Here is an 11,227-nt window from a genome sequence, read left to right as displayed (position 1 = left end):
GGCGTCGGCGCCGACTCCCGTGGTGCGGCCCGCGCCGGCTCTCGTCACCGTCCCGGCGGCGAGCGGCGCCGACCGCGGCAGGAGGCCCGGGGACGGCGCGGGGTCCGGGGGCGGCGGCGAGCCGATCGACCTGCTGCGGGTCGCCGGGGTGCCGGTGGCCAGGCGTGCCGCCGCCGCGGCCGGGGCGGCCGTGGCGGTGGCGCTGCTCGTCGTGGGCGTACGTCGGCTGCGGCGCGGCTGAGCCCGGGCCCGGGCCGGTCGTCCCTGCGTCCGATGGGGGCGGAGGGGATTGTGTGACCGATGCGTTCAAAGAGATCCTGATTTTTTCCCGGTTTCCCGTTTTGTGTGGTTGAGGCCCCCCAGGAGGGGTAGGCGGGCCAGCACGGATGAGGCATGCACGCCTCCGCAGCACATGTGCCGCACATCTCCGCTGGAAGGAGGTCCGTGACAGCGCACACTCGCAGCTTCCGGGCTGCTTCCGCGCACGGAGCGGCCCGGATCTCGCCGAGAAGTCGGAATCGAGAAAGGGAAGAGTGACTCCGGGGCGGCCCCAGAGCGGGCCGCCCTCTTCGCTGCCCCCACCGTCCCGCCCCGCCGTTCCGGGCGGCGGCCCCGCCGCCGTCAGCGGGTCCGGCGCCGCGGGAGCCGGTGCAGCCGCACCTCGGTGAGGCGGCCGCCGTCGAGGGCGGCGGTCAGGTAGGTGCAGTGCGGCTGACGCCGCCGGTCGGTAGGCGAGCCGGGGTTGAGCAGCCGCAGCCCGGTGGCCGCGGTGGTGTCCCAGGGGATGTGGCTGTGCCCGAAGACCAGCACGTCGAGGTCGGGGAAGCGGGCCGCGCAGCGCGCCTCGCGGCCCTGGGCCGGACCGGTCTCGTGGACGACGCCGAAGCGCACGCCGTCCAGCTCGGCGCGGGCCACCTCGGGCAGGCGGGCGCGCAGATCGAGGCCGTCGTTGTTGCCGTGGACAGCGATCAGACGGCGGCTGCGGCTCTCCAGCAGGTCCAGGGTGGCGGCGTCGACCCAGTCCCCGGCATGGAAGACGACGTCGGCGCGCGGGAGTTCGGCGAGCAGCGGCTCCGGCAGTTCCTTGGCCCGCTTGGGCAGGTGGGTGTCGGACACGAGGAGCAGACGCACGGCGTCAGCGTACTGCGGAACGACGTCCGGCGGGCGCACGGAGGCCGTCCGGGCCGCCCGGGGCGAGCGCAGGTATGCAGGTGAGGCTGTTCAGTTCCAACTGGACAGTTTCAGTTGAACGTTCTACGGTGACGGTCATGGACCAGAAGCCCGCCGAGGCGCCCGAGGGCGTCTCCGCCTCCGCCGGCCGCGCCGCGCGCGACCTGCGGGTGGTGTTCAGCCGGCTGCGGCGTCGGATCCGTGAGGTCGCCCGGGAGGACGACCTCACGCCCTCCCAGGTCTCCGCGCTCACCCTGGTCGGCAAGCACGGAGCGGCCACGGCCAGCGCCCTGGCCGCCGCCGAGGGCGTCCGCCCCCAGTCGATGGCCACCACCCTGGCCGCCCTGGAGCAGCACGGGCTGATCCTGCGCAGCCCCGACCCGGCCGACGGCCGGCGTCAGCTGGTCACCCTGACCGAGGACGGCCGGGAGCGCATCGAGGGCAACCGCCAGGTCCGCGCCGAATGGCTGACCCGGGCCCTCGACGACCGGTTCACCGAGGACGAGCGGCAGACGCTCATCGAGGCGCTGGCGCTGATGGAACGGCTGTCCCGCCCGTGACGCAGGCTGTCCCGCCCTTGACTCCGAGTGCCCCGGCACGCTTCGGGTCCCCCGCACACCTCTCCCCCCGAAAGGCCCGAGCCATGGCTCTCACCACCCTCGATCCGCGGACCGCCCTCGTGGTGATCGATCTTCAGGCCGGCATCGCCGGCGCGCCGACCGTCCCCCACCCGGGCACCGAGGTGGTGGCGCGGTCGGCCGAGCTCGCCGACGCCTTCCGCGCCCACGACCTGCCGGTCGTCCTGGTCCGGGTCTCGTTCGGCGCCGACGGCGCGGACGCGGTGCCCGGCCGCACCGAGGCGTCCCGCGCGGGCGGCCACGCCCGCCCCGAGGGCTGGGACGTGATCGTTCCCGAGCTGTCCGGCCACCCGGGCGACATCACCGTCACCAAGCGCAACTGGGGCGCCTTCCACGGCACCGACCTCGATGTGCAGCTGCGCCGCCGCGGGGTGACGCAGATCGTGCTCACCGGCATCGCCACGAGCATCGGCGTGGAGTCCACCGCGCGCGCCGCCCACGAGCACGGCTACCACGTCACGCTGGCCACCGACGCCATGAGCGACATGGCCGAGGAGACCCACCGCAACAGCGTGGAGCGGATCTTCCCGCGCCTGGGCGAGACGGGTACGACCGCCGAGATCCTGGAACTGCTGGCCAAGACCCACGGCTGACAGGGCCGACACGGCCTGTGGGGGTGCCCGGCGCGCTCGGCGCCGGGCACCCCCACAGGCCGTGCTCGGGGTTTCGGTCTTCGTCGGTCCCCGCCTCGCGCGAAGGTCCGTCAGTCCTCGCCCCGCACGATGTTCCACTCGGGGCCGGTGCGGTCGCGCCGCGGGCCGCCGCGCTGCTCCTCGAGTGCCGGGAGACAGGTGCGTACGCCCTGCTTCCCCTGCCGGCGGGACTGCGCCCAGCCCGTCTCGGGGCTGCCGGCTGCCGGTGTCTCGACCATCTGCGCGGTCACGGCTCCTCATCCACCTTCTGCTTCGGGTGCGGTGCGGGGGCTCGGTCGCGCCCCGCCGTCCTGGCCGGTCGGGTCCCCGGGCACGCCGCGGGCAAACCCCGGGCGCAGCGGCCCGCTCACCTGCCGCCGGAGCCGCCGCTGCCGAAGGAGCCGCCGGAGCCCTGGTCCCAGCGCGGCCGGTCCTGGTCCTCGCTGCGCCGGGTGCCGGGGGATCCCAGTTCGTGCGGGCTCAGCCGGCGGCCGGTCTCCTCGGCGCGGGGCACCTCGTCCGGTTCGCGCCGCTGCCGCGTCTCGTGGACCGGCCCGGAGTCGGGCAGCGTCGGATGCTCGCCGCCCCTGGGGGTCCTGGGCTCGCGCTGCTTGACCTTGATGCCGAACCGGACCGCCCAGAGCAGCAGCCCCACGACGATCAGACCGCCGATGACCACGAGAAGGATGCCGACGGCCGAGCCCGCGCCGGCCGCCATGTCGTACCCGGTTCTGTCCATGCGCCCCGGGTACCCGCCCCCGACGAGCGGATGCGTGCCGGGGCGGGCTCACCCGCCGTCCGGGTGGGCCGCTCTCGTCACGGCGGACTCGATCTCCGGACGGGGTCTGCCCTCGTCGGTCGCGTAGGCGTTCAGGGCGGACTGGAGGTCGCGGGCGAGGTCGCGCCAGGCCCGTACGGCCGTCTCGTACGTCTCGCTCTGCAGCGCGGTCCAGCGCACCTGTGCGGGCGGGCCGTAGTTCTCGCGCAATTGCTGGACCCGGGTGTGCGCCTCGTCGGCCGCCCGCTGCTTCGCCACCAGCTCTTCGAAAGTGTGTGACACAACCCACGACCCTAATCACCGCGGGTGTGAGCGGCGACTCGGAGCGGCCGCGGCGGTCGCGCGGCGCACCCGGCCGGCGGTCCGCCCGGGTGTGACTCAGCCCCGCAGCGGCAGCTCGCACCACACCTGCTTGCCGCCGCCCACCGGGAGCGTGCCCCAGGCGGCGGACAGCGCCTCGACGAGGTAGATGCCCCGGCCGCCGGTGGCCTCCCAGCCGATGCTGGGCGGCTTGACCGGGGTACGCGGCGAGCCGTCCGCCACGGCGACGCGCAGCCGGCGGTTGACGAGGGTGAGGTCCAGGCGGACCTGGCCCTCGGTGTGCACGAGGGCGTTGGTGACCAGTTCCGAGACGATGAGCAGCACGGAGTCCACCTCCTCGGTCACCCCCCAGGTGCGCAGGGCGCGCCGGGTGAAGCGGCGGGCGTGCCGGACCGCCTCGGGGACCCGCCACACCGTCCAGCTCTCCCTGAGCGGGCGCACTGCGAGGCCGTCGTAGCGCAGCAGGAGCAGGGCGATGTCGTCGTCGCGGCGGGCGCCGGTCAGCAGCGCGTCGGCGACCAGGCCGAGGTGGCCGGGGTCGGCGCCGGCCAAGCCGCGGGCGAGCCGGTCGAGGCCCACGTCGATGTCGGCGTCCGGCGACTCCACGAGGCCGTCGGTGGCCAGCGCGAGCACGGCTCCGGACCGGAGCCGGACGGGCGTCATCGGGAAGTCGGCCTCGCTCTGCACGCCGAGGGGCGGTCCGCCCTCGGCGTGCACGATCTCGGTACCGCCGTCCGGGTGGCGCAGCACCGGCGGCAGGTGTCCGGCGCGCACGCACCAGGCGGTGCCGGCCTCCATGTCGACGTCGACGTAGGCGCAGGTGGCGAAGAGGTCGGTCTCCATGTCCAGCAGGAGCCGGTTGGCGTGCGAGACGACCACGTCCGGCGGGTGGCCCTCGACGGCGTAGGCGCGCAGCGCGGTGCGCATCTGGCCCATCAGGGTGGCGGCGCCCGCGCTGTGTCCCTGGACGTCGCCGATGACGAGGGCGACGTGGTGGTCGGGCAGCGGGATCACGTCGTACCAGTCGCCGCCGACTTCGAGGCCGGCGGTCGCGGGCAGGTAGCGGGCGACGGCCTCGGCGCCGGGGAGCCGGGGCAGCCGGCGCGGCAGCAGGGTGCGCTGGAGGGTGCCGACGAGTTCGTGCTCGGCGTCGAAGGCGTGGGCGCGCATCAGGGCCTGTCCGGCGAGGCCCGCCGAGGCGGTGAGCAGGGCGCGTTCGTCGGGGCCGAAGTCGTGCGGGGCGTCCCAGCCGATCAGGCAGGCGCCGGCCATCCGGCCGCCGGCGGGCAGCGGCAGCACGGCGAGGCCGCCCGGGCCGACCTCGGTGAGGGCGGGTTCGAGGGCGGTCCCGGCGGGCCATATGCCGGCGCGGCCCTCGCGCAGGGCGGCGGCCAGGGTGGGCATGGCGCGCACGGGCGCGTCGGGCCATTCGCCGCGCCACTCCAGGCGCCACAGTTGGGGCCAGGACTCGGGTTCGGGCGGGTCGAGGACGGTGACGACGAGCCGGTCGTTCTCCAGCTCGGCGAGGGCGATCCGGTCGGCGTGCAGCGGTCTGCGCAGGGCGGCCACCACGGCCTGGCTGACGTCGCGGACGGTGCCGGCGGTGGCCAGCGCGGCGGCGAGCCGCTGGACGCGGGCGACGTCGGTGACCCCGGAGCGCAGCGCGGAGGCGTCGGCGAGGGTGCCGACCAGGCGGGCGGGGCGGCCCTCGCCGCCGGGCAGCAGCCGGCCGCGCAGCCGCAGCCACCGGGGCGGGCCCGTGGGCCGCAGGACGCGGAACTCCAGTTCGCGTTCGCCGATGGACAGGTAGTCGGCCTCGACCACGGACATCAGCGAGGGCAGGTCGTCGGGGACGGTCCGGGCGAGCAGGGTCTCCACCTTGCCGTCGAAGCCGGCGCGGTCGATGCCGAACAGGCCGAGGACGTCGTCGTCGACGTCGATCCGCCCGGTGTCCATGGCCAGGGAGAAGCCGCCGGGCGGCAGCTCGCCGCCCCGGGGGGTGCGCGCGGGCGCGGGGCAGGCGACGGCCTCGGCGATCAGGCGGAGGCAGGCGCGGTCCTCGTCGTCGAAGCCGCCGGGGCGCTCGGTGACGGCGAGCAGGCAGCCGCCCGCCTGGCCGGTCAGGGGCAGCGCGGCCACGAAAACGTCGCCCGCGGGCATCCGCCGGAAGTCGGCGCAGGCGGCGAGTTCGGCGGGGCCCCGCCACACGGGCCGTCCGGTGCGGCGGGCGTCGGCCGGCGGGGACGGTCCGGTCAGGGGGTAGGCGTCGCGCAGTCCGTACAGGGTGCGCGGCACTCCGGCGGCGTCCGACAGGCACAGCGCGTCACCGCCGTCGCCTGGGGTGTAGACGCCCGCGAACGCGGCGCCGGTGAAGACGAGGGCCTGTTCCAGGATCTGGTGCGTCCGTTCCGGGACGGGCGGGCCCGCGGTCAGCGTCGCGAGGGCGAGTTCGGCGCGCGCGAGCCGTGACGTCCTCGTTCCGCGTGCCGTCGTGCCCTCACTGACCACGTTGGCCATTACAGCGCGTATCGCGGCGGGGCGCAGCCCCTGTGACAGCACGTTCCGCCCGGTCGCACGCCCGGGAGCATCGGCGGCCGGCCGCCGGCCGCGCACCGCGCGTCCCGCGGGGCACTTGGGTCACAGCCACCCCTCGCCGTGCGAGATCCTGATCGCGTCGATGCGGTTGCGCGCCCCGGTCTTGCGGGTGATGGCCGCCATGTAGTTGCGCACGGTCCCGTGGGACAGGTGCAGGCTGCCGGCGATCTCGGCGACGGAGGCTCCCTCGGCGGCCAGGGACAGCACGCTCAGTTCGCGCCGGGTGAGCGGCATCTCGGCGGCCTTGCCGAAGCCGAGGCCCAGCGAGTCGTCGACGAAGCGCTCCCCCGCGGCGACGCGCCGTATGCCGTGCACCAGACGGTCCGGCGAGCCCTTCTTGTCGACGTAGCCGAGCGCGCCCGCCTCCATGGCCCGCCGCAGCAGGGCGGGGCGGTCCGCGCCGGTCAGCACGAGCAGGCGCGGCGGGCGGCGGCCGGCGGCCGGGGGGCTGAGTTCGTTCAGCGGCGGCAGTCCGCGGGCGGCGGTGTGGTCGAGGTCGGCCGCGCAGACGTCCGGCCGGACGGCCCGCACCATGGCCGCCGCGCCGCGCCAGGGTGTGTCGTACACCCTCAGGTCGGCCTCCCGGCGCAACCACTCCGCCATGACGGAGCGCACCAGACGCGCGTCGTTCACCAGAAGTACCCGGATCACTGCCGCCCCTTCAGCTCACCTTGCACCGGTTGTCCGCGGATGGTCAGCGCGTGCCCCATTCTTGGGGGCGCGGGCCGTCACCGTGCGCGGAGAACAAGCCATCGGGATGCGCGGGGGCGCACGCGTGGCACTTGTCCGCCGGCGTGCGCCCCATGTGGGGGGCGTGGGCTGTGGCCGCCGGGGTACGGATGCGGCCACGCGCCCCCACCTCGTCGTACGGACCCCACTCCGCCGTACGGTCCAGAGGGCCCCCACCTCGTCGTACGGTCCGTACGACCGCCGGCCGCCGGCCGTGCGCGCGAGGCGTCCCCCGCGCCGCTCGCCGTGCGCGCGGGGCGGTCAGGGGGGAACCTTGATCCCGGGGGCGTCACGCGGCCGGGCGGGGACGAGGAGGTGGTCGGCGTGTCCGAGGGGCACCGGCCGGGACAGCCGCCGCCGGCCCCCCGTGGTACGGCCGGACGGCCGATGCTGTCCCTCGCCCTGGCCGCCCTGCTGGACGAGGTCCACGCCCACTCCGGCGCGGTCTATCTGCTCGCCCCCGACCAGCCGGTGCTGGAGATGGCGGTGATGGCGGGCATGCCGCGCGACTTCGCCGCGCCCTGGGAGCGGGTCGGGCTCAGCGCCCCCATCCCGGTCGCCCAGGCGGTGCGCGAGCGGCGGCTGATCTGGGTGGGCGGCGAGGAGGAGATGGCGCGCCGCTATCCGCGCATCGCCGTCGTCCTGCCGTACCCGTTCGCCCTGGCGGCGCTGCCGCTGGCGACCGGCGGCGCCGCCTACGGCGCGGTCTTCGTCACCTGGCCCGCCGCGCATCCGCCGGTGCTGTCCGACTGGGAGCGCGATCACCTGACCGCGGCCTGCGACCGGCTGGCCCTGCGGCTGGAGCGGGCAGCGGCCGAGCGCCGGCCGGTGCGGGCCGAGCCGGATCTGCCGGCCGCCGGGCCGTCCGGCGGCACGGCCGGCTCGCTCGGCTCGGTCGAGGCGGCCCGGATGGTGGCGCGGCTGCCGTACGGTCTCGCCGCCCTCGACGTGCACGGCCGGGTCTCCTTCGCCAACACCGCGGCGGCCGATCTGCTGGGCCTGCCCGTCGCCGAACTGCTCGGCACCCGGTTGTGGGCGTCGGTGCCGTGGCTGAACGACCCGATGTACGAGGACCGCTACCGGGGCGCGCTGCTCAGCCAGCAGGTCACCGCGTTCGTCGCGCTGCGGCCGCCGAGCGACTGGCTGTCGTTCCGGCTCTACCCGAGCGCGACCGGGCTCAGCGTCCGGATCACCCGGGCCCGCGCGGTGGCGGAACTCGGCCGCGGCACGCCCCGGCCCGGCGACGGCGCCTCCTCCTCCAGCCTGGTGACCATCTCCCGGGTGCTGGGCCTGGCCGGGGCGATGACGGAGGCCGTGGGCGTGCGGGACGTGGTGCAGCTGGTCGCGGACGAGATCGTGCCCGCGGTCGGCAGCCAGGCCCTGATGATCCTGGGCTCCCAGTCGGGGCGGCTCCAGGTGCTCGGGCAGCGCGGCTACCGGGACCGCCGGGCCGTGGAGCAGTTCCACGGCACCCCGCTGTCCGCCCCGACCCCGAGCACCCGGGTGCTCTCCACCGGCGCGCCCGCCTTCTTCGGCTCCCGGCAGGAGCTGGAACGGCTGTATCCGGTGCGGTACCCGGTGCGCGACGACTTCGCGGCCTGGGCGTACCTGCCGCTCATCGCCTCGGGACGGCCGGTGGGCACCTGCGTGCTCGCCTACGCCGAACCGCACCCCTTCCCGGCCGACGAACGCGCCGTCCTGACCAGCCTGGGCGGCCTGATCGCGCAGGCGCTGGAGCGGGCCCGGCTCTACGACGCCAAGCACCGGCTGGCGCACGGCCTGCAACAGGCGCTGCTGCCGCACTCGTTGCCGCGGGTGCCGGGCTTCGACGCCGCCGCGCGCTATCTGCCGGCCACCCAGGGGATGGAGATCGGCGGCGACTTCTACGACCTGGTGCCCACCCGTCCGGCGGCGGCCGTGATCGGGGACGTGCAGGGCCACAACGTGACCGCCGCGGGGCTGATGGGGCAGCTGCGCACCGCCGTGCGCGCGTACACGACGGTCGGGCAGGAGCCGCAGGAGGTCATGCGGAGCACCAACCTGCTGCTGATGGACCTCGGGGTGGAGCTGTTCGCCAGTTGTCTGTACCTGCGGCTCGATCCGGCCGACGGCTCCGCCGTGATGTCCCGGGCCGGGCATCCGCCGCCGCTGCTGAGACGGCCCGACGGGCGGGTACGGGTGCTCGACCTGGCCGGCGGCCCGCTCCTGGGCATCGACCCGGCGGCGACGTACCCGACGACCCGTGTCGGCCTCGCCCCCGGTTCGGTGCTCGTCCTGTACACCGACGGGCTCGTCGAGTCGCCGGGCGTGGACATCGAGGACGCGCTCGCCGAGCTGGGGCAGTTGCTCGGCGCGGCCGGGGAGGTGCCGCTGGGCGTGCTCGCGGACTGTCTGGTGCGGCACAGCGCGGCGGCCCGCGAACGGGCCGACGACGTGGCGCTGTTGCTGCTGCGGGCACGGGGCGACGGCTGAGGGAGCGGAACGCTCCCGTTCCAGGGGTGCGGCCCGGCCGCCCCCGGGCTCCCTCGGGCGGAGCCCGGACCTACGGGTCGGCGGCGGGCCGGGCCGGCAGGCGGAGGGCCCGGCCGGTACCTCGGCGGGAGCCCTGACCGGCGGGTCGGCGGGAGTGGGCCGTAGCGGTCGGTGGCTCCGGCCTCGGCTGTACCCGTGGCCGCCGCCCGCCGGAGACGGCGGAGTCCTCGGCCGCGCCCGAGCCTGCGGCGGCACCGGACGAGTCGTCGCCGGGCACAGCCGTGGAGCCGGCACCGGACGGGCCGGCACCCGACCGCCCGTCACCGGGCCGGTCGTCACCAACTGCCCGTCACCGAGCTGGTCGTCACCCGACCGCCCGTCACCGGGCCGGTCGTCACCAACTGCCCGTCACCGAGCTGGTCGTCACCGGACCGGCCGTCACCGGCTCGGTCGTCACCGGCTCGGTCGTCCGGTGGCGGTCAGTGGCTCCGGCCCCGGCCCTGCCCGTGACCGCCGCCCGCCGGGGAGCCCCCGGCCGCGGCCGGATCCCCTGCCGCACCCGAACCGACGGCGGCACCGGACGCGTCGTCACCGGGCGCCGCCGCGGAACCGGCGCCCGACTGCCCGTCACCGGACTGATCGTCGCCGGGCTGGTCGCCCGCGCCCTGGTTCCCGGCGTCCGCGCCGCCGTCCCCGGCGCCCGCGCCCGCGCCGCCGTCCCCGCCGAGCGTCGCGCCCGTCGCCTGGAGGGCCGTGGTGACCGGCTGGAAGAAGGTCTCGCCGCCCTGGGCGCAGTCGCCGCTGCCGCCGGAGGTGAGGCCGACCGCGCCGCCGTCCTGGGTGAACAGCGAGCCGCCGCTGTCGCCCGGCTCCGCGCAGACGTCGGTCTGGATGAGGCCGGTCACCGTGTCCACGCCGCCGGGGTCGGTCTCGCTCTGGAAGTTGACCGTGGCGTCGAGGCCGGTGACCGTTCCCTCGTGCAGCCCCGTGGTGCTGCCCATGCGGAACACGGTCTCGCCGACGGCGGCCTCCGCGGCCCCGGTGATCCGGACGCTCCGCCCGCCCCCGACGTTCACCTCGCTCGGCGCGGAAGTCGCGGGATCGTCGTACTTGACGAGGGAGAAGTCGTTGCCCGGGAAGGTCGCGCGGTCCACCGTGGCGACGGGCTGCCCGTTCTGCGCGTCCGCCCACCGCTCGGCCGCGACGCCGCAGTGCCCGGCCGTCAGGAAGGCGGGACTGCCGTCGGCGGCCGTGACGTTGAAGCCGAGCGAGCAGCGGACGGTGCCGCCCTGCGCCTGGGCGAAGATCGCGTCGCCGCCGGAGGCGAACGTCCTGAAGGCGCCGGCGGACCTCTTGAGGGTGGCCATGCCCGTGCCGAGGCTTCGCACGGTGGACCGGAGCCTGTCCCAGCCTGCGCCGGTGACCGTGCGGTCGGCGGTGACCACGACCTTGTTCGTCCGTGGGTCCACGGCCCAGGACGTGCCGGGCAGGGTGGCGCTCGCCTTCAGGGTGTGCGCGGCCGCCGCGAGGGCGGCGCTGCTGTTGCCGACCCGGCGGACGGCCGCGCCGGCCCGCTCGGCCCGCGCGACCGCCGCGTCGTCGGCGCCCACGACGTTCACGACGAGCCGCCGCCGGGCGCTGTCGTAGTAGGAGCCGGCGTACGCCTCGCCCAGGGAGCCGGCGAGCCGGGAGGCGGCGTCCGAGGCGTCCTTCGCCTGGAAGGTCCTGGGGGCGGCGGCGCTCGCCGTGCCGTCCTGGGCGGCGTCGGCGTGCGGGAGGAGCACGGCCGCCGCGCCGAGCGCCAGCACACCGCCCGCCGCTATCGCGGCCCTGCGCTTCGGAATTCGCTGGTGACTCAAACTTCTCGACCTCCTGGGGGCGGGTCCGTGCCG

The 11,227-nt window shown here is 76.1% G+C and carries 10 protein-coding genes and 1 pseudogene; 4 read left to right on the top strand and 7 right to left on the bottom strand.

Annotation, left to right across the window (positions count from 1 at the left end):
• Positions 1-241 (top strand): annotated as a pseudogene (locus ABEB07_RS29670) (SRPBCC family protein); the annotation flags it as partial.
• A gap of 380 nt (positions 242-621) precedes the next feature.
• Here the strand turns inward: ABEB07_RS29670 and ABEB07_RS29665 are convergent.
• On the bottom strand, positions 622-1,131 hold the full coding sequence (locus ABEB07_RS29665; protein WP_345671166.1) for a metallophosphoesterase family protein: 510 nt from the start codon (positions 1,129-1,131) through the stop codon (positions 622-624).
• A 137-nt stretch (positions 1,132-1,268) separates the two neighbouring features.
• On the opposite strand from ABEB07_RS29665, the gene ABEB07_RS29660 reads away from it, so the two are divergent.
• The gene (locus ABEB07_RS29660) at positions 1,269-1,730 is read left to right on the top strand and encodes a MarR family winged helix-turn-helix transcriptional regulator (RefSeq protein ID WP_176151515.1); all 462 of its coding nucleotides are present in this window, start codon (positions 1,269-1,271) and stop codon (positions 1,728-1,730) included.
• Between the two features lie 83 nt (positions 1,731-1,813).
• Entirely contained in the window at positions 1,814-2,401 is a 588-nt protein-coding gene (locus tag ABEB07_RS29655; RefSeq protein ID WP_176151514.1) for a hydrolase, read from the top strand.
• 110 nt (positions 2,402-2,511) lie between these two features.
• Here ABEB07_RS29655 and ABEB07_RS29650 read toward each other — a convergent pair whose 3' ends face one another.
• The 5 genes from ABEB07_RS29650 to ABEB07_RS29630 all read right to left on the bottom strand — a co-directional run bounded on the left by ABEB07_RS29650 (position 2,512) and on the right by ABEB07_RS29630 (position 6,785).
• Complete coding sequence (locus ABEB07_RS29650) at positions 2,512-2,691, bottom strand: hypothetical protein (RefSeq protein ID WP_164581709.1); 180 nt, start codon at positions 2,689-2,691, stop codon at positions 2,512-2,514.
• A gap of 116 nt (positions 2,692-2,807) precedes the next feature.
• A complete protein-coding gene (locus ABEB07_RS29645) occupies positions 2,808-3,179 on the bottom strand; it encodes a DUF6479 family protein (protein WP_176151512.1) in 372 nt (123 codons plus the stop codon).
• A gap of 48 nt (positions 3,180-3,227) precedes the next feature.
• Entirely contained in the window at positions 3,228-3,500 is a 273-nt protein-coding gene (locus ABEB07_RS29640; RefSeq protein ID WP_176151511.1) for a hypothetical protein, read from the bottom strand.
• 96 nt (positions 3,501-3,596) lie between these two features.
• A complete protein-coding gene (locus tag ABEB07_RS29635; protein WP_345671164.1) occupies positions 3,597-6,056 on the bottom strand; it encodes a SpoIIE family protein phosphatase in 2,460 nt (819 codons plus the stop codon).
• Between the two features lie 120 nt (positions 6,057-6,176).
• Positions 6,177-6,785 (bottom strand): response regulator transcription factor, encoded by a 609-nt coding sequence (locus ABEB07_RS29630; protein ID WP_345671163.1) that lies wholly within the window; start codon positions 6,783-6,785, stop codon positions 6,177-6,179.
• A 393-nt stretch (positions 6,786-7,178) separates the two neighbouring features.
• Between ABEB07_RS29630 and ABEB07_RS29625 the strand changes: the two genes are divergently transcribed.
• Positions 7,179-9,335 carry a SpoIIE family protein phosphatase gene (locus tag ABEB07_RS29625; RefSeq protein WP_345671162.1) on the top strand — a complete coding sequence of 719 codons (2,157 nt, stop codon included), beginning with the start codon at positions 7,179-7,181 and terminating at the stop codon, positions 9,333-9,335.
• A 479-nt stretch (positions 9,336-9,814) separates the two neighbouring features.
• On the opposite strand, the gene ABEB07_RS29620 is transcribed toward ABEB07_RS29625, so the two are convergent.
• Positions 9,815-11,194: a S1 family peptidase gene (locus tag ABEB07_RS29620; RefSeq protein ID WP_345671161.1), complete on the bottom strand. Its 1,380-nt coding sequence runs from the start codon at positions 11,192-11,194 to the stop codon at positions 9,815-9,817.
• Positions 11,195-11,227 lie beyond the last annotated feature (33 nt).

The sequence above is a fragment of the Streptomyces similanensis genome (assembly GCF_039543625.1).
GTDB classification, from domain to species: domain Bacteria; phylum Actinomycetota; class Actinomycetes; order Streptomycetales; family Streptomycetaceae; genus Streptomyces; species Streptomyces similanensis.
Note: the sequence above shows the minus strand (reverse complement) of the source record. Positions and strands in the feature narration are given on the sequence as shown.

Excerpts from the sequence above, each read along its gene's own strand:
- ABEB07_RS29645 (WP_176151512.1), bottom strand. The coding sequence starts at position 3,179 with ATGGACAGAACCGGGTACGACATGGCGGCCGGCGCGGGCTCGGCCGTC.
- ABEB07_RS29655 (WP_176151514.1), top strand. The coding sequence starts at position 1,814 with ATGGCTCTCACCACCCTCGATCCGCGGACCGCCCTCGTGGTGATCGAT.
- ABEB07_RS29635 (WP_345671164.1), bottom strand. The coding sequence starts at position 6,056 with ATGGCCAACGTGGTCAGTGAGGGCACGACGGCACGCGGAACGAGGACG.
- ABEB07_RS29660 (WP_176151515.1), top strand. The coding sequence starts at position 1,269 with ATGGACCAGAAGCCCGCCGAGGCGCCCGAGGGCGTCTCCGCCTCCGCC.